Annotated in this window: 16 protein-coding genes; 5 read left to right on the top strand and 11 right to left on the bottom strand. The window is 74.3% G+C overall.

The features are described from left to right. Positions 1 to 3: 3 nt before the first annotated feature. The 3 genes from mqnC to ACIRD3_RS33845 form a co-directional block, all read right to left on the bottom strand. The gene (gene mqnC, locus ACIRD3_RS33855; RefSeq protein WP_402224205.1) at positions 4 to 1227 is read right to left on the bottom strand and encodes a cyclic dehypoxanthinyl futalosine synthase; all 1224 of its coding nucleotides are present in this window, start codon (positions 1225 to 1227) and stop codon (positions 4 to 6) included. Between the two features lie 73 nt (positions 1228 to 1300). Next, entirely contained in the window at positions 1301 to 3106 is a 1806-nt protein-coding gene (locus tag ACIRD3_RS33850) for a serine/threonine-protein kinase (protein WP_402224203.1), read from the bottom strand. A gap of 338 nt (positions 3107 to 3444) precedes the next feature. After that, positions 3445 to 4275 carry a menaquinone biosynthetic enzyme MqnA/MqnD family protein gene (locus ACIRD3_RS33845; RefSeq protein ID WP_402224305.1) on the bottom strand — a complete coding sequence of 277 codons (831 nt, stop codon included), beginning with the start codon at positions 4273 to 4275 and terminating at the stop codon, positions 3445 to 3447. A 473-nt stretch (positions 4276 to 4748) separates the two neighbouring features. Between ACIRD3_RS33845 and ACIRD3_RS33840 the strand changes: the two genes are divergently transcribed. Next, entirely contained in the window at positions 4749 to 4952 is a 204-nt protein-coding gene (locus ACIRD3_RS33840; protein WP_045692393.1) for a cold-shock protein, read from the top strand. A 295-nt stretch (positions 4953 to 5247) separates the two neighbouring features. Here the strand turns inward: ACIRD3_RS33840 and ACIRD3_RS33835 are convergent, their stop codons facing one another. Further along, positions 5248 to 6591 (bottom strand): dicarboxylate/amino acid:cation symporter, encoded by a 1344-nt coding sequence (locus tag ACIRD3_RS33835; protein ID WP_402224201.1) that lies wholly within the window; start codon positions 6589 to 6591, stop codon positions 5248 to 5250. A 99-nt stretch (positions 6592 to 6690) separates the two neighbouring features. Next, positions 6691 to 6843, bottom strand: coding sequence for a hypothetical protein (locus tag ACIRD3_RS33830; protein ID WP_402224199.1), 153 nt, complete (start codon positions 6841 to 6843; stop codon positions 6691 to 6693). 210 nt (positions 6844 to 7053) lie between these two features. Here ACIRD3_RS33830 and ACIRD3_RS33825 point away from each other — a divergent pair, with 210 nt between their 5' ends. Continuing rightward, on the top strand, positions 7054 to 8265 hold the full coding sequence (locus ACIRD3_RS33825; RefSeq protein ID WP_402224198.1) for an MFS transporter: 1212 nt from the start codon (positions 7054 to 7056) through the stop codon (positions 8263 to 8265). A gap of 191 nt (positions 8266 to 8456) precedes the next feature. On the opposite strand, the gene ACIRD3_RS33820 is transcribed toward ACIRD3_RS33825, so the two are convergent. The 4 genes from ACIRD3_RS33820 to ACIRD3_RS33805 all read right to left on the bottom strand — a co-directional run bounded on the left by ACIRD3_RS33820 (position 8457) and on the right by ACIRD3_RS33805 (position 12183). Continuing rightward, positions 8457 to 9578 carry a substrate-binding domain-containing protein gene (locus tag ACIRD3_RS33820; RefSeq protein ID WP_402224196.1) on the bottom strand — a complete coding sequence of 374 codons (1122 nt, stop codon included), beginning with the start codon at positions 9576 to 9578 and terminating at the stop codon, positions 8457 to 8459. Positions 9579 to 9622: 44 nt separating this feature from the next. After that, positions 9623 to 9967 carry a DUF4229 domain-containing protein gene (locus ACIRD3_RS33815; RefSeq protein WP_402224194.1) on the bottom strand — a complete coding sequence of 115 codons (345 nt, stop codon included), beginning with the start codon at positions 9965 to 9967 and terminating at the stop codon, positions 9623 to 9625. Between the two features lie 160 nt (positions 9968 to 10127). Next, positions 10128 to 10652 carry a GNAT family N-acetyltransferase gene (locus ACIRD3_RS33810; protein WP_402224192.1) on the bottom strand — a complete coding sequence of 175 codons (525 nt, stop codon included), beginning with the start codon at positions 10650 to 10652 and terminating at the stop codon, positions 10128 to 10130. Between the two features lie 190 nt (positions 10653 to 10842). Beyond that, on the bottom strand, positions 10843 to 12183 hold the full coding sequence (locus ACIRD3_RS33805) for an MFS transporter (protein WP_402224191.1): 1341 nt from the start codon (positions 12181 to 12183) through the stop codon (positions 10843 to 10845). 155 nt (positions 12184 to 12338) lie between these two features. On the opposite strand from ACIRD3_RS33805, the gene ACIRD3_RS33800 reads away from it, so the two are divergent. After that, positions 12339 to 13310 (top strand): GlxA family transcriptional regulator, encoded by a 972-nt coding sequence (locus ACIRD3_RS33800; protein ID WP_402224189.1) that lies wholly within the window; start codon positions 12339 to 12341, stop codon positions 13308 to 13310. Positions 13311 to 13835: 525 nt separating this feature from the next. On the opposite strand, the gene ACIRD3_RS33795 is transcribed toward ACIRD3_RS33800, so the two are convergent. After that, positions 13836 to 14315, bottom strand: coding sequence for an ATP-binding protein (locus ACIRD3_RS33795; RefSeq protein ID WP_402224187.1), 480 nt, complete (start codon positions 14313 to 14315; stop codon positions 13836 to 13838). Positions 14316 to 14966: 651 nt separating this feature from the next. On the opposite strand from ACIRD3_RS33795, the gene ACIRD3_RS33790 reads away from it, so the two are divergent. Continuing rightward, positions 14967 to 15551, top strand: coding sequence for a sigma-70 family RNA polymerase sigma factor (locus tag ACIRD3_RS33790; RefSeq protein WP_402224185.1), 585 nt, complete (start codon positions 14967 to 14969; stop codon positions 15549 to 15551). Further along, positions 15538 to 16764: a zf-HC2 domain-containing protein gene (locus tag ACIRD3_RS33785; protein ID WP_402224184.1), complete on the top strand. Its 1227-nt coding sequence runs from the start codon at positions 15538 to 15540 to the stop codon at positions 16762 to 16764. Before ACIRD3_RS33790 ends, ACIRD3_RS33785 begins: the two co-directional genes overlap by 14 nt. A 34-nt stretch (positions 16765 to 16798) precedes the next feature. On the opposite strand, the gene purU is transcribed toward ACIRD3_RS33785, so the two are convergent. Then, complete coding sequence (gene purU / locus ACIRD3_RS33780) at positions 16799 to 17665, bottom strand: formyltetrahydrofolate deformylase (protein WP_402224182.1); 867 nt, start codon at positions 17663 to 17665, stop codon at positions 16799 to 16801. Between the last annotated feature and the right edge of the window lie 8 nt (positions 17666 to 17673).

The following is a 17673-nucleotide window of genomic DNA, read 5'->3' as shown; positions in this document are numbered from 1 at the left end:
GCCTCAGCCGTTGTCGAGGATCTTCAGCTCGGGGTGCGCCGTGCCGCCCTCGATCGCCGTGGAGGCGATGTGCGAGGCGACCCGCGGGTCGACGGGGTCGTTGGCCGGGTCGTCCAGCACCCGCAGGTGCTCGTACGTGGTCGAGCGCTGCGCCGGGACGCGGTCGGCGGCCCGGATCAGGTGGATCAGCTCGGTGAGGTTGGAGCGGTGCTTGGCACCGGCCGCCGAGACGACGTTCTCCTCCAGCATGACCGAGCCGAGGTCGTCCGCGCCGTAGTGCAGCGACAGCTGGCCCGCCTCCTTGCCGGTGGTGAGCCAGGAGCCCTGGATGTGGGCGACGTTGTCGAGGAACAGGCGGGCGATGGCGATCATCCGCAGGTACTCGAAGACGGTGGCCTGGGTCGAGCCCTTCAGGTGGTTGTTCTGCGGCTGGTAGGTGTACGGGATGAAGGCGCGGAAGCCGCCGGTGCGGTCCTGCACGTCCCGGATCATCCGCAGGTGCTCGATCCGCTCGGCGTTGGTCTCGCCGGTGCCCATCAGCATGGTGGAGGTGGACTCCACGCCGAGGCCGTGCGCGACCTCCATGATCTCCAGCCAGCGCTCGCCGGACTCCTTCAGCGGGGCGATCGCCTTGCGCGGGCGCTCCGGCAGCAGCTCGGCGCCGGCGCCGGCGAAGGAGTCCAGGCCCGCCTTGTGGATCCGGGTGATCGCCTCCTCGACGGAGACGCCGGAGATCCGCGACATGTGCTCGACCTCGGAGGCCCCCAGCGAGTGGATCACCAGCTGCGGGAAGTCGGCCTTGATCGCCGAGAACGCGCGCTCGTAGTACTCCACGCCGTAGTCCGGGTGGTGGCCGCCCTGGAACATGATCTGCGTGCCGCCCAGCTCGACCGTCTCGGCGCAGCGGCGCAGGATCTCGTCGAGCTCGCGCGACCAGCCCTTGTCGCTCTTGGGCGGCACGTAGAAGGCGCAGAACTTGCACGCCGTCACGCAGACGTTCGTGTAGTTGATGTTCCGCTCGATGATGTACGTCGCGATGTGCTCGGTACCGGCGTAGCGACGGCGGCGCACCGCGTCGGCGGCCGAGCCGAGCGCGTGCAGCGGCGCCGAGCGGTAGAGCTCCAGCGCCTCCTCCGGAGTGATCCGGCCACCGGCGGCGGCCCGGTCGAGCACGGCCTGCAGGTCGGTGCTGGACGCATCGAGGGTGGTCGCTGCGAGCTCGGTCACCTGGCGGCCTTCTCTCTCTCAAGTGCTACTGGGGTACGGCCGAACCAGCCTACGCCAGGCCTTTCGGGCGTCCTCAGCCCACCGCCCCGTTGACCTTGTGCATCGTCCCGACCGGGTTCCCACCCGGCGGATCGGCGGAGCTGAACCGGAGCGTCCCGTCGGTCTGCAGGGTGAGCGTCTCCGCATTGGCCCCGGCGGTGCAGGCCCCGGGGATCGAGGAGTGGACGAGGCGGGACCGGAACACCAGCGTGGTGTCGGAGACGGACGTGAGGGTCCAGGCGCCGTCGCAGCTGAGCGGGATCAGCCCGGAGAGGGCGTTGCGGCTGGTGGTGCTCTCCTGGCCGATCGCCCCGGGGCGGATGGTGAGCGTGGTGGTGCCGCCGGGCAGGCCCTTGTCGGTGACCATGTCCCCGCTCCAGGTGCCCAGGAACGCGGCCGGCACCGCGTTCGGCCCGCCCGTCACCGGCGCCGGAGCCGAGCCGGAAGCGGAGGCGGAAGCGGAGGCGGAGGCGGAAGCAGAAGCGGTCCCGGAGACGGACGCGGAGGGGGACGGACCGCCCGGCACCAAGCCCCCGGGCGACGCGATCGCGTCGCCCGGGTCGACGGACGGAACCGCCAGTGGCCCGGAGCCGGTCGGCCCGGCCGACCCCGGCGTCCCCGGATCCTCGCGCCGCAGCGACGCGTACAGCCCGTACCCCACGCCCCCGAGCACCGCGGCCGTCAGCACCGCCACCGTCGCGAGGCGGGCCCGCCGCCGCCACCACGACCGCGCGGGCGTCGCGGTCCGCCCGAACCCGCCGGGCGGGTAGGAGCACGGCGGCAGGGTGGGAGTCCGCACCGCTTCGACGCCGTCCCCGTCCGCTCCCTCCGCAGCCCCGAACCGCGCTGCCCCGGACCCCTCAGCCCCGCCCACCGCAGCCCCAGCCCCCGCAGCCCCGGCGCCCGCCACCCCGGCCCCCTCCGTCCCGGTGCCCGCCGGCTCGTCCTCCAGGTCCAGCAGCTCCACCGCGCTGCGCCCCACCCCGGCCGCCAGCGCCGGCGGCAGGAAGCCCCACAACCGGGCGGCTCCCACGCCGTCCGGGTCCAGCCGGGCGACGAGCTGCCGCGGGGTGGGCCGGGCGGCCGGGTCCTTGGCCAGGCAGTCGAGGACGACCGCCCGCAGTCCCTCGGGCAGCCCGGCCAGGTCCGGCTCCTCGTGCAGCACCCGGTAGAGCAGGACGGCCGCGCTCACCCCCTCCCCGAACGGGTGGACGCCGGTGGCGGCGAAGGCCAGCACGGCGCCGAGCGAGAAGACGTCCCCGGGAGGCCCGACCGGCTGCCCGTTCGCCTGCTCGGGGGACATGAAGCCCGGCGAGCCGACCACATAACCCGAACGAGTGAGGCCGGCCGTCGCGTCCAGCGCCCGGGCGATCCCGAAGTCGATCAGCCGCGGCCCGTCCAGGGTCAACAGCACGTTGGACGGCTTGACGTCGCGGTGCACCAGGCCGAGCCCGTGCACGTGGTCGAGCGCTCCGGCCAGCCCGACCCCGAGGCCGCAGACGGCCGCTTCGGGCAGCGGCCCGTACGTCCGGACGGCGACGGCGAGCGCCGGTCCGGCCACGTAGCCGGTGGCGACCCAGGGCTGCTCGCCCTCGGTGTCGGCGTCCAGCACGGGCGCCGTCCAGGCGCCGCCGACCCGTCGGGCGGCGGTCACCTCCTGCCGGAACCGGGCGCGGAACTCGGGGTCGTCCGCCAGCTCCGCGCGCACCACCTTCACCGCGACGGTGCGCCCGCCGGCCGTCCGGCCGAGGTAGACCCGGCCCATCCCGCCCGAACCGAGCCGCCGCAGCAGCCGGTAGGCGCCCACCCGGCGCGGATCGTCCGACCCCAGTGCCCGCATGCCCCGCACGCTCCCCTCGCACGCGCACGCGCGGCCCCGGGCGGGTGCCCGGCCGCGTGCGCCGCTCCCGGGGTGCTCCCGCGGGCCACCCGCCGGACGCGCCCCGGGAGCAGACCGTACCGGGCCGACCCGGTGCGACACACCCGAGAAGGATCAGCCGAACGGATCACCCGAACCGTCCGGCGAGCGTTCACCCGAACCGGCCGGCCGACGGAGACCGGCCGGCCCCCGCCCCGACCCCGACCGCAACGGCGGCCCCACCCGGCCACCATCCCGACCGCGGCCCCACCGACCGTGGCCCCACCGACCGCGGCCCCACCGACCGCGGCCGCAACCACCTACAGCGGCAACTCCGCCGGCTCCAGCAGCCGTACCGCCACGTCCGGCGCGAAGCCGCTGTCGTGCGCGACCCGCCGGGCGAACTCGGCGACGCCGGAGAGCTGCCGTTCCCCGAGCGAGAAGTCCAGCGCCTCGCTGAAGTACCGCTCCAGCACGTCCGCCCCGAAGGCCTCCCACCGGGCGGCCTGCTCGGCGACCTTGGCGGCCTCCACCAGGGACAGGTCGCGGGACTCCAGGAAGGCCCGGTGCACGGCGGCGGTCAGCTCCGGGCACCGCTCGGCGAACTCGCGGCGCACGGCCCAGACCGCGAAGACGAACGGCAGGCCGGTCCACTCCTTCCACATCTCGCCGAGGTCGTGGACGGTCAGCCCGAGGTCGGCGGCCTGCCCGAGGTAGGCGCGCAGCGCCGGGTCGCCGATCAGGACGGCGGCGTCGGCCTCGGCGAGCATCGCGCTGAGGTCGGGCGGGCAGCTGAAGTACTCCGGCCGCACGCCCTCGCGCTCCTCCAGGAGCAGCCGGGCGAGCCGGACGGAGGTGCGGCTGGTGGAGCCGAGGGCGACCCGGCGGCCGTCGAGGTCGGCCAGCGGCACCTTGCTCACGATCAGGCAGGACATCACCGGGCCGTCGCTGCCGACCGCGATGTCGGGCAGGACCAGCAGGTCGTCGGCGTTGCGCAGGTACTCCACGCAGGTGATCGGACCGATGTCCAGGGAGCCGTCGACGAGCCGGTCGCTCAGCTTCTCCGGGGTGTCCTTGGTGAGGTCGAGGTCGAGCAGATTGCCGGTCCTGGCGAGTCCCCAGTAGAGGGGGACGCAGTTCAGGAACTGAATATGGCCGACCCTGGGCCTGACCGGGGTGTTCTCCCCGCCCGGGGTGTTCTGGGGCTCCCGCGTTCGCGCGTCCGGTGTTTGTGCGTCCGGTGCTGCCACTGCGCCGCTCCCTTGCTGTTCGTGCGCCTCCCCGCAGCGTATGCCCGCCGTTCACGGCCACCGGCACCGGCCACCCGACACGCCCTCACGAGCCGCCAACGCGCCTTTGCGTGCCCGCTTCCGCCCCTCCGACACGCGCCTTGAGCGCCTCAAGTGACCTCTGGTCGTCACAGCTGCCGCATGCTAGCGTTGCCCTCAGTTGCAGTTTGATTCCCCTTGCAGTACTTGAAGCCTGCGGAGCATGTAACCGCAGGCTTTTTGTAGTTTTTCAGCAATATCGAAAAACTTCGGACTCATCCGGAGGCAGGGCGATCAGCGCAGCGGACCGGGCGCCACACGGTGTGGCCCCCGACACGCATCGCAAGGAGAACGGCATGGCCACGGGAACCGTCAAGTGGTTCAACGCTGAGAAGGGCTTCGGCTTCATCGCCCAGGAGGGCGGCGGCCCGGACGTCTTCGTTCACTACTCCGCCATCAACGCGAACGGCTTCCGTTCGCTGGAGGAGAACCAGGCGGTCACCTTCGACGTCACCCAGGGCCCGAAGGGCCCGCAGGCGGAGAACGTCACCGCTGTCTGACGATCCTCTGATGATCTGATCGCTCGGGACCCCGACGGGTCCGCCGACGGCTCCCGACAGCCGTCACCATGAGCACAAGAGCAGTACCCAAGGGGGCCCGCCCATCCGGTGGGCCCCCTGCCTTTTCGAGCCGGGGCCGCACGGCGGCCGGCGCACGCGGAAGGGCCCTCCCCCGTCACCGGGGGAGGGCCCTTCCGTCGTACCGCGCCCGCCTGCTCCTACCGACGCGGGGCCGCTTCGCGAATCCGGCCGCGCCGCGCATCAGGCCGGGCCGCGCATCAGACCGCGTCGCGCATCAGGCCGCGGTCGCGGCGGCGGGGGCGGCCGGGGCGGCGGCCACCGGGGCGTCCGTGTCGTACAGGTCGCCCGAGGGGTTGTTGTACGCGGCGACGTCCAGGATCTTCTCCCGGGCGGCGACCACGACCGGCACCAACGCCTGGCCGGCCACGTTGGTCGCGGTGCGCATCATGTCCAGGATCGGGTCGATGGCGAGCAGCAGGCCGACGCCCTCCAGCGGCAGGCCCAGGGTGGACAGGGTCAGCGTCAGCATGACGATCGCACCGGTGAGGCCCGCGGTGGCGGCGGAGCCGACCACCGAGACGAAGGCGATCAGGACGTAGTCCTTGATGCCGAGCTCGATGTTGTAGACCTGGGCGACGAAGATCGCGGCGATCGCCGGGTAGATCGCGGCGCAGCCGTCCATCTTGGTGGTGGCACCGAACGGGACCGAGAACGACGCGTACTCGCTCGGGACGCCGAGGCGCTCGGTGACGCGGCGGGTGACCGGCAGGGTGCCGACCGAGGAGCGCGAGACGAAGGCCAGCTGGATGGCGGGCCAGGCGCCCTTGAAGAAGTGCAGCGGGTTGAGGCCCGCGGCGAAGCGCAGCAGCAGCGAGTAGACGACGAACAGGACCAGCGCGCAGCCGACGTAGATGTCGAGGGTCAGCGTGGCGAAGGGCTTGAGCAGGTCCCAGCCGTACTTGGCCACGGACTTGCCGATCAGGCCGAGGGTGCCGAGCGGGGAGAGCCGGATGACCCACCACAGTGCGGTCTGGGTCAGCTCCAGGACGGACTCGCTGAGCTTGAGGACCGGCTCGGCCTTGGCGCCGAGCTTGATGATCGCCGCACCGACCACGACCGCCAGGAAGACGATCTGCAGCACGTTCACCTTGGCGAAGGCGTCGACGATGTTGGTCGGGAAGATCCCGGTCAGGAAGTCGACCCAGCTGCCCTTGGAGTCGAGCGCCTTGAGGCCGTCGGTCTTCAGGTCGGTGCCCCGGCCGGGGTTGGTCAGCAGGCCGAGGCCCAGGCCGATGCCGACCGCGATCAGCGAGGTGATCATGAACCAGAGCAGCGTGCGGGTGGCCAGCCGGGCCGCGTTGGTGACGTTGCGCAGGTTGGCGACGCTCACCACGATCGCGGTGAACACCAGCGGCGGGACGGCCAGCTTGAGCAGCTGGACGAAGGTCTTGCCGATGGTCTCCAGGGTGGTGGCCAGCCAGGAGATGTCGGCGGACCGGGCCAGGTAGCCGAGGCCGACGCCGAGCACCAGGCCGGCGACGATCTGCACCCAGAACGGTGTCTTGCGGATACGGGCGAGCACGGACGGCGACGAGGTCGCCTCGGGCGCTGTGGACATGGGGGTGCGTCTCCGGGGGAGGGCGTGGCTGAACGGTGGGGTGTGGGGCGGAGCGGGCGGCACGACGCGGGGCCGGACGGGGAGGGGTCGGGCCCCCGGTCAGGGGCGTGCCGCCCCGGTACAGCTCAGGGCGGTACGGCTGATGGCGCGACAACGGCGCGGGCTGTCCACAGCACCGGTCGGAACGCAGGGGCGGGCGGCGGCGGGCAGCGAGCCCGGGCCGTGCATCCGCAGTGCGTCCGAGGTGGTCATGGCCGATACGTTAGCAGTAAAGGTTTGAGATGTTCAAAGTAGTTGTTTGAGATGACCTTCGATCTCCGGGCCCCGAGGGCGATATCCGGACACGAACGAAGCTGACGCCCCATCAGTGCATCGCACCGGTCCGATTGACTGCCGATTGGTTATACGTATAACCTTGACGACGTCCCCGCCCCCGCCTGCCCAGACCGGAGAGGAAGGCCGATGGGCTACCTCGCCCTGCTCCGTGCCCCGCACGTCACCCGCCTGCTGCTCGGCACCCTGCTCGGCCGCCTGCCCGCCGGCATGACCGCCCTGGTGATCGCCCTCGCCCTCCGCGAGGCCGGCGCACCGTACGGGCGGATCGGACTGGCCACCGCCGCGTACGCGATCTCCGCCGCCGTCGGCGGGCCGGTCCTCGGGCGGATCGTCGACCGCACCGGGCAGCCCCGCGTCCTGCTGCTCTCCGCCGTGGTGGCCGGCGGCGGGTACGCGCTGCTCGCGCTCGCCCCCGCCTCCCCGCTGGCCGCCCCGGTCGGCGCCGCGATCGCCGGCCTCGCCATGCCCCCGCTGGAACCCTGCCTGCGCTCGCTCTGGCCGGACGTCGTCGAGGAGGAGCAGCTCGACACCGCCTACGCCTTCGACTCCGCCTCCCAGCAGATCCTCTACGTCGCGGGCCCGCTGGCCGTCGCCGGGATCGCCGGACTGTTCAGCCCGGTCGCCGCGCTCTGGGTGGCCGCCGGGCTCGGCCTGGCCGGCGCGCTGATCGTGGCCACCGCCGCACCGGCCAAGGCCTGGCGCGCCCCGGTCCGCGCGCACTCCGCCGGACTGCTCGGCCCGCTGCGCTCCCCCGGCCTGGTACTGCTGCTGATCGGACTGGCCGGCGCCGGTTGGGCGGTCGGCGCGCAGAACGTGCTGTTCATCGCCTACGCCGAGCACCACACCGGCGCGCTGCCGGGCGGCGCGGGCACCCTGCTGGCACTGGCGGCGCTCGGCGGGCTGCTCGGCGCGCTCGCCTACGGCGCGGTCAGGTGGCGGCAGACCACCGCCACCCGCACCTGGGTGATGGCGCTCGCGATGGCCGCCTCCTACCTGCCGCTGGTCACCCTGCCGGGGCCGTACCCGATGGCCGCGCTGGCCTTCCTGTCCGGGGTGATGCTGGCGCCGCTGCTCGCGGCGGCGTTCGTGCTGGTCGCCGAGCTGGCTCCGGCCGGCACGGTCACCGAGGCCTTCGCCTGGCTGGTGACGCTGTTCGCCACCGGCAACTCGCTCGGCTACGCGGTCTCCGGCAACCTCGCCGAGGACTCGCTGCGCCAGGTCTCGCTCTGCGCGGCCGGCGGGATCGCGCTCGGCGGACTGCTGCTGTTCGGCGCCCGGCGGTGGTTCCACCCGATGCCCCTCGCGGCCGCCCCGGCCCGGCCCGTCCCGGTGGGCTGAGCCACCCGGTGGGCCGAGCCCACCCCCGTGAACGACCGTGCCCCCCGGTGGTCTGGCCGGGGGGCACGGTCCTGCTCCTCTTCCCTACGGGCGATCAGCCGTGGCCGCGCGCCAGGTTGCGGGCAGACCGGCCACCGCCAGGGCAGGCCGCAGCCGGACCCAGGCCGCCGACGGATCAAGCCCCCGCCGGATCAGGCCGACGCCGTCGAGGAACGCAGCACCAGCGAGGTGGCCAGCGGCGCCACCGGCGCCACCCGCTCCCCGCGCAGCAGGCCCGCCAGCGCGGCCGCGCCCGCCCGGCCCAGCTCCTCGCCGGGCAGGTCGACGGTGGTCAGCGGCGGGGCGAGCAGCGCGGCCACCGCGACGTTGTCCATGCCGACCACGGACAGGTCCTGCGGCACCCGCAACCCCAGTTCGGCGGCGGCCTGGTAGACCCCGGAGGCGACCACGTCGTCGTCGCAGATCACCGCGCGCGGCCGGTCCGCCCGGGCCAGCAGCTGCCCCGCCACGGTCCGCGCGGCCCGGTGGCCCTCGTTCAGGCTCACGCCGAACTCCACCACGTCCAGGCCGAGTTCCCGTACGGCCCGCTCGAAGGCGGCCTGCCGGACCCGGAAGGTGTGCGCGGCGTGGGTGGAGCGCAGCCGGCCGATCCGGCGGTGGCCGAGGGCGGCCAGGTGCTCGACGGCGGCGCGCATCCCGCCGGCCACGTCGAGTTCGACGGTCGGGCGGGACCGGTCGGTGTCCGGGTCGGCGTCCAGGAAGACGGCGGGGGTCTCCGGCGGCAGCTCGCCGAGCTGGCTGTCGTCCGGGGAGCAGATCAGCAGGCCGTCGAAGCGGCCCGCGGTGGCGGCATCGGCGAGGGTCGCGCTGCCCCAGCCCGAACTGACCACGACCGCCAGGCCGTTGCGGCCGGCCTCCTGGTGGACACCCTCCAGCACCCGGCCGAAGAACGGCCCCTGGAGGTTCGGCACGGCGAGCAGCACCATCCCGCTGCGGCCCAGCCGCAGCTGCCGGCCGGCCGCCTGCGGGCGGTAGCCGAGGCTGCGGGCGGCCTCGCGGACCCGTTGCCGGGTGGCCTCGGAGACCCGGCGGCCGGCCTCGGCGCCGGAGAAGACCAGCGACACGGTGGCCTGGGAGACCCCGGCGAGCCGGGCCACGTCCCGGCCGGTGGGCCGGCGGACCGGAGCCGGCCAGGTCCCGAGCCCGCCCTCGGCCGGCGGCCCGGTCGGCAGCCCGTCGGGCTGACCGGACGGCTGCTCGTCGGGCTGCCCGGACGGCTGCTCGGGCGACACGGAGTCGGGGGTGGCGGGCACGGCGGCTGCGGCGGGGGTTCGGTGGTCGGGCGTGGGGCCGGGGGTCAGCTCTGCTTGGCGGCGGCCGCGCGGGCGGCGTCGTCCGCGGCGTCCTCCTCGGCGTTCTGCACGGCGATCCGCTCGGCGGTCCGGCTGCGCATCCCGGCGACCTTGCCGCTGATCTGGGCGGACATCTCGTCGCGCTGCTTGCTCAGCAGCGCGTAGCTGAGCGGCGCGGAGGCCACCGCGGCCAGCAGGAACAGGAAGATCACACCGGCCTGACCGCTCACCGGGATGATGCCGAAGTGCCCGAGCAGCAGGGCCACCAGCAGACAGCCGAGGAAGATGCTGACCCGCAGGGAGGTGTAGCGGAGCGTGGCGTGGGACTTCTCCGGGCCGTTGCTGCTCACTGGGACACATCCTTCTCGTCGCGCGGGGGACCTGGCGGGCCGGTCCTCCAGTGAAGCATGCCTGACGGCCGGCGCGGGCGGGGCCCCTCTGCGCGGAGTCGGGCGGGGAGGGCGGACGGGTCACCCGCTCAGGCCGTCCCGCGCCGCTCCCCGGCGGGTGTCAGCGCAGGTCGAGCCACATGGTGATGTCGTCCCGGTCGTCACCGGGGGCCACCCGGATCGCGGCCGGCACCCGGCCGACCTCCCGGTAGCCGCTGCGGGCGTAGAAGTCCTCCAGCCCCAGGCCGCCGCGCGCGGTGAGCCGCAGGGCCGCCAGTCCCCACTCCCGGGCGGTCCGCTCGGCCTCGGCGAGCAGCCCGGCGCCGTACCCGCGGCCCTGGCAGTCGGGGTGCACCATGACCCGCTTGAGCATCCGCCAATGCTCCATGGGCCCGAAGCGCATCGACTCGAAGAACAGCAGGCCGACCAGCCGGCCGGTGTCGTCGTGCGCGACCAGCAGCCGGTCCGGGCCGTCCGGCGCGACGCCGGTGAACTGGCGCTCGGCGGTGTCCCACACCTCGTCCTCGGTGACCGGCGCCACGAAGCCGACCGCGCCGCCGGCGTTGGTGACGTCGGTCCAGAGCCGGACGATCTCCGTCCGCAGGTCGGGGTCGAGCTTCGGGTCCAGGGTGAAGGTGAGCGCCATGGGTCGGAGCCTAGACCTCCGCCCCGACAGGCCCGATGGGCGACGGACGACGGGCGACGGGCGGCCGGGCGACGGGCGGCCGGGCGACGGGCGGCCGGGCGACGGACCGGCAGCGGCACCGCGCCGGCGGCCCTCGGCGGACGGCCGCCCCCACCCGCCGACGGGCCGCACCCACCCGCCGACCGGCCCCTCACCCGAGCGCCGGCACCGCCCGGTCGGTCCGCCCGGTGCGCAGCGCCAGGCAGAGCCCGACCGCGACCGCGCACAGCCCGCCGGCGCCGTACCAGGTCAGGTCGTAGTTGCCGAGCGCGTCGCGGGCCAGCCCGGCCAGGCCCGCGACGACGGCCGCGCCGATCTGGTGGCTGGCCAGCACCCAGCCGAAGACGATCGGGGCGTCCTCGCCGAAGTGCCGGCGGCACAGCGTGACGGTCGGCGGCACGGTGGCGACCCAGTCCAGGCCGTAGAAGACCACGAAGGCGAGGATCGGCGGGTGCAGCGAGCCGGCCAGCAGCTGCGGCAGCAGGAGCAGGGACAGGCCGCGCAGCCCGTAGTAGACCGTCAGCAGCACCCGGGAGTCGACCCGGTCGGTGAGCCAGCCGCTGAAGACGGTGCCGACCACGTCGAAGACGCCGATCAGGGCGAGCAGGCTCGCGGCGGTGGTGACCGGCATGCCGTGGTCGTGCGCGGCCGGGATGAAGTGGGTGCCGACCAGGCCGGCGGTGGTGGCGCCGCAGATCGCGAAGGATCCGGCCAGCAGCCAGAACGGCCGGGTCCGGGCGGCGTCGCGCAGCACCCGCAGCGAGCGGGCCAGGGCCCGGCCGTCGGTGACGGGCGGCGCGGGCTCCTCGGTGGCGCCGTACGGGAGCAGGCCGAGGTCGGCGGGCCGTTCGCGCATCAGCAGCAGGACCGGGACGGCGACGGCGCTGGCGGCGAGCGAGACCACGACCACCGCCGAGCGCCAGCCGTGCTGTTCGACCAGCCAGGCGCCGACCGGCAGGAAGACCAGGTTTCCGGCCGCGCCGGCGGCGGTCAGCACGCCGGTGACCAGGCCCTGGCGGGCCCGGAACCAGCGGCCGGTGATGGTGGTGGCGAAGGCGCCGGCCATCGAACCGCTGCCGAGGCCGACCAGCACGCCCCAGCAGAGCACCAGTTGCCAGGGCTCGCGCATCAGCATGGTGAGCCCGGAGCCGACCGAGATGGTCAGCAGCGCGCAGACCACCACCAGGCGCACCCCGAACCGGTCCATCAGCGCGGCGGCGAAGGGGGCGGTGAGGCCGTAGAGGGTCAGGTTGACGGAGGTGGCGCTGGAGATCGTCCCGAGCGACCAGCCGAACTCGTTGTGCAGGGCGTCCATCATCAGGCTCGGCGTGGAGCGGAAGCCGGCCGAGCCGAGCAGGACGAGCAGGGCGACGCCGGCCACCACCCAGGCGTAGTGCACCCGGGGGCGCTTGGCCGGGGCGGGCGGGGCGGGCCGGGCGGAGCCGTGCGGATCGGGGACGGGCGTGGGGGTGAGGGCGCTGCGTTCGGTCACGCGGACGAGTGTCCCGGGCCGCCGGGGCCCGGACGAGTGGCCTGAATGACAGCTTTCGCAAGAATCGGGCCACGGTCCGGCGTAGGCTGGCCCGGCCCCACCCGCACGCACCCGCCCTCACACAGCCGCCCGCAGCCACACCGGAAGAGGACCCGATGGCGCACCTGGTCGCGGTACTCGCCCTGAAGGGCGTGATCGCCTTCGAACTCGGCATCCCCGCCCGCATCTTCGGCGGTGCCAGGGATCCCTCCGGACAGCCCCTCTACGAGGTGGCCACCTGCACCCTGGACGGGCGGCCGATCGCCACCAGCGCCGACTTCCGGGTCGCGGTCGACCACGGGCCCGAACTCCTGGAACGGGCCGACACGGTGGTGATCCCGGCGTCCGCCGATTCCGGCCCGGAGGTCGCCGACGCCTGCTTCACCCCGGAGCTGGCCGCCGCGCTGGCCCGGATCCGCCCCGGCACCCGGCTGATGTCGATCTGCACCGGCTCCTTCATCCTGGCCGCCGCCGGCCTGCTGGACGGCCGCCCGGCCACCACCCACTGGCGGTACACCGAGCGCTTCGCCCGGCTGTTCCCCGCGGTGCGGCTCGATCCCGACGTGCTCTACACCGACGACGGCGACATCCTCACCTCCGGCGGGGTCGCCGCCGGGGTGGACCTCTGCCTGCACGTGGTGCGCCGCGACCACGGCAGCGCGGTGGCCAACGCGGTGGCCCGCAACTGCCTGGTGCCGCCGTGGCGCGAAGGCGGCCAGAAACAGTACGTGGAGGCACCGAGCCCGGCGGACACCGACGGCCCCGGCACCGCGGCGGTGCGCGCCTGGGCGCTGGAGCACCTGGACCAGCCGCTCACCCTGCGCCGGCTCGCCGACCGGGCGGGCGTGAGCGTACGGACCTTCACCCGGCGCTTCCGTGAGGAGACCGGTGCCAGCCCCGGCCAGTGGATCACCACCCAGCGCACCGAGCGGGCCCGTCAACTGCTGGAGCGGACCGATCTGACGATCGATCAGATCGCCCGGGAGTCCGGCTTCGGCACCGCCGCCTCGCTACGGCTGCAGCTGCGCGGCCGGCTCGACGTGGCCCCGAGCGCCTACCGGCGCACCTTCCGCGCCGTCCCCCGGTAGCCGCCGACCACCGGGCGCCCACCGGCGGACCCCGGCGCGCGACCTGCGGCGAGCGGACCCCGCCGGAGGAACCCCCGCCGGGAGACTCCCGCCGATTGATTCCCGTCGGCCCACTCCCGCGCCACGAAACGGAATCCGATCGTCAGGTGGCCGGATCCGTACACCCCGGAGCAGCACAGTGGATGGCGGCGAGCCGCGCGCACCCCGAGCGCGGAACGGCAGGCCGCCATCCAACCGCGACGCGCGGGCCCTGAACCCGCGCCGCGGCCTCCGCACTCGCCGAGGAGCGGCCCGTGACCGGCAGTCCGCGGACCCCCTCGCTGACACGATCCCCCTGGACAGCGGCACCGCGGCGGCGGACGGACGTCCCCTCGGCGTCCCCTCGCAACGGAGAGCCGCACCCAAGCGTGATCAGTCGGATACGTCACGTCAATGGGTAGTCCGAAATTCGGAATGGTTGCGTCACCTTTCAGCCGGTGATCGCCGCGGGTGATCGGCACCGCTCTCCGGCCGCCCCGGAAGCCGCTATTGCGCCAAAGCCGCCCAGTCCACGTCCGCCAGCGGATCGGCCGGCCGGGCGTCGGCGCCGATCTCGCACCAGACCCGCTTGCCCGAGCCGTCCGGGTACCAGCCCCAGCGCTCGCAGAGCAGCTCGACCAGCTCCAGGCCTCGCCCGTTGGTCGCGTCCTCGTCCGCGCCGGCGTGCCGCGGGGCCGGCGCGGTCCGGCTCGCGTCGGCGACCTCCACCCGCAGCGGGACGGCCCGGCAGGCGCGCTCCTCCTCCGGCCCCTCGGTCACCGGCAGGCAGAGCCTCAACACGGCCGGACAGCCGGTGTGCACCACGGCGTTGGTCACCAGCTCCGAGACCACCAGCACCACCGTCTCGGCCATCGGCGCGTCCGGGTCCACCCCGTGGTTCAACAGCCTGGAGCGCACCCAACGGCGGGCCCGGCCGACCTCGGCGGGGTCCGCCTGCACCGCCAGCTGTACCTGAAGAACCTGCACCGCTCCACCACCCGCACTCGCAGTTCGGCCAAAGTCCCGATCGGGCCGGATCGACCCGCCGCCGGGCCCGCGCACTCCGCCCGGCGCCACCCGAGCCGCCGCCGGGCGCCCGCCCGGCCCGTCCACCGCGCCCACTCGTCCGCGCCGACTCGTCGGTCGCGCACCGGCCGCGACACGAATACGCCTCAGGATGGGCGGGCGGGCGGACCGCAGCAAGCGCTTCGGGCATATTCCGGCGATCGGGGGACAGGGCAGTGCATACTGTCCCGCTCACTCTCGCGAGCCTCGTACCGGCGCTCGTCCGGCCGGGCCGACCCGCCGGTCCCGCTGTCGGGAACCTACCGCCGCGCGCCCCCGGCTCCCCGCCCGCCACTCGCGAACCACCCGTGCGACATATGTCCAACGGCTCTCGAACAGCGGCGTCGACGGACCGTCCCACGAGCGGACCGTCGCACCATGTGACGATCCGCGCCGGAACCGCCCCGGAACCGCGCCGGTGCCACCCCGGTACCACGGTCCGCCCCGTACGGCGCCCCGCTCCCGACGATCCGCGAGGACCGGTTCCGTTCTTGCCGGATTCCCTCCCACCGCGGACCGGCCGCAAGATACCGTTGGGTAAGCCAGCGAACCCGGGCAGGAGGGTGGTTCCCGATGGCCACCCCGGAGCGGCCCCCGCGCTGGGACGAGCAGCTGCAACGCCGCCTCGCGCGCGGCGAGGAGACGGCGCTCGGCGAACTCTACGACCAGCTCGCGCCGATGGTGCACGGCCTGGCCGGGCGGATACTCGCCGACCAGACGGCCGCCGCCCAGCTCACCCGGGAGATCTTCGCCCACGTCTGGGAGCACCCCGAGGACTTCGACCCCGCCCGGGGCTCCCTGCGCTCCTGGCTCGGCGCGCTCACCCACACCCGCGCCGTCGAACGGCTGCGGGTGCGGCGGGCCGCCGAGCACCTTCCGGGCTGCGACACCCGGGGCGCCGAGGCGGAGATCCGCGCCGTCGCCACCGCCGCGCGCGTCCAGTACGTGGTCGACTCCCTGCCCCAAACCCTGCGTGAGACCATCGCGGTGACGTACTACGACGGCCGCACCTACCGGGAGACGGCCCGGCTGCTCGGCATCAGCGAGCAGGCCGCCAAGCAGCGGATGCGGCTCGGACTGGAGCTGCTGGCCACCGAACTGGCCGAGGAGCGCGCCCGCCAGGACGAACCGGGGACGGGGAGACGTGAGCAGCACTGAGGAGCAGCACGACGCCCTGCGCTCGCTGCTCGGCGCCTGGGCCCTCGGCGCCTGCCCGGCCCGGGAGGCCGCCGACCTGGAACGGCACCTGCGCGATTGCCCGGAGTGCGCCGAGGAGGCGGCCCGACTGCGCGAGGCGGCCGGCTGGCTCTCCCTGGACGAGCCGCTGGACCAGCCCGGCCCGCTGCGCCAGCAGGTGCTCGACTGGTGCCTGGCCCGCCGCCCGGCCGAACTGCCCGTCCCCGCCTGGGGCATGCCGTACACCGCGGAGACCGCCAAGCTCGACGCGCTGCTGCGCGACCTCGGTCCGGAGGAGTGGCAGGAGGTGGCCGAACTGCCGTGGCACGGCGGCACCGAGCGGCTGCGTCCGGCCGAGGTGCTCGGCCGGCTGACCGCCGTGGACGGCTTCCTGGCGCTCGCCCTCGGCCTGCCCGACCCGGTGCCGACCGGTCCGGGCGCTCGGGAGACGGCCGCCGAACGCCGGGTGCCGCCGCAGGATCCGGCCCGGCCGACCGCGCCGCCGCGCGTCCCGCCGCAGGGCGGCCCGTACGGCGCGATCACCGCGCGCACCGCCCGGCTGCTCGCCGACCAGGGCGCGCTGGCCCCGCAGTCGGTGCGCTCCCGGTGGCGGCGGCAGACCCACGACCTGGTGCGCAGCGCCGCGCTCGCCCCGCAGGGCAACACCCCGGTCGACTACGGCGACTCCGTGCTGCCGCTGCGCGACGCCTTCGTGGACCGCGCCCTGGAGTGCTACGTGCACGGCGAGGACGTGGCCCGGGCGGTCGCCTACCCGTACGACCCGCCGGCGCCGCAGCACCTGCGGCAGATGGTCGAGTTGGTGGTCCGGCTGCTCCCCCGGGCGCTGGACGGCCTGCGCGCCGCCCGCCCCGAGCACGCCGGGGCCCCGACCGCCCCGACCGCACCGGACGGCGGCAGCACCGGGAACGGCGGGAGCGGGACCGGCCGACGGCTGCGGCTGGTGGTCGACGGCCCGGCGAGCGGTGAGTGGCTGGTCCCGCTGGACGGCGCCGCCGGCCCGGACGCGGCGGCGCCCGGCGGGGAACCGGTGGCCTCGATGGTGCTGGACGGCCTGGAGCTCTGCCAGTTGGCCGCCGCGCACCGCGACCCGGACCGGCTGCCGGTCGGCGAGCACGGCGACCGGGCCGCGGTCCGCGAGGTGCTGCACGCGCTCCCGCTGCTGTCGCGTCCCTAGAGCCCGGGGCCGTCCCGCCCCCGGTGCCGGGGACCTACGCGAAGACGACCGTGCGGGCGCCGTCGAGCAGGACCCGGTGCTCGCTGTGCCACTTCACCGCGCGGGCCAGCGCCTGGCACTCGACGTCCCGGCCGATCGCGACCAGCTGGTCCGGGCTGACGTCGTGGGTCACCCGGGCCACCTCCTGCTCGATGATCGGGCCCTCGTCCAGGTCGGCGGTGACGTAGTGCGCGGTGGCCCCGATCAGCTTCACGCCGCGGGCGTGCGCCTGGTGGTACGGCTTGGCGCCCTTGAAGCTCGGCAGGAAGGAGTGGTGGATGTTGATCACGCGGCCGGACAGCTCGGTGCACAGCTGGTCGGAGAGCACCTGCATGTAGCGGGCCAGCACGACCAGTTCGACCTGCTCCTTGGCGACCAGGTCCAGCAGCCGCTGCTCGGCCTCCGCCTTGGTGTCCTTGGTCACCGGGATGTGGTGGAAGGGGATGCCGTAGCTCTCGGTCAGCTGCTGGAGGTCGGTGTGGTTGGAGACCACCGCGGCGATCTCCACCGACAGGGCGCCGATCCGGGTGCGGTAGAGCAGGTCGTTCAGGCAGTGCCCGAACTTGCTGACCATGAGGATGATCCGCATCCGCTCCTCGGTCGGGTGGATCTGCCAGTCCATCGCGAAGGAGGCGCCGATCGCGGCGAAGCTGGCCCGCAGCTTGTCCGCGGTGACCGGCTCGGGGGCGGAGAAGTGCACCCGCATGAAGAAGAGTCCGCTGTCCCCGTCCCCGAACTGCTGGCTGTCGATGATGTTGCAGCCGGTCATGAAGAGGTAGCTGGAGACAGCGTGGACGATGCCCTGCTTGTCGGGGCAGGACAGCGTGAGGACGTACTGGGCGCCGGCCGGCTGCTGTTCCACTTGGGGGT

The sequence above is a fragment of the Kitasatospora sp. NPDC093550 genome (assembly GCF_044764985.1).
Classification (GTDB): Bacteria; Actinomycetota; Actinomycetes; order Streptomycetales; family Streptomycetaceae; genus Kitasatospora.
Note: the sequence above shows the minus strand (reverse complement) of the source record. Positions and strands in the feature narration are given on the sequence as shown.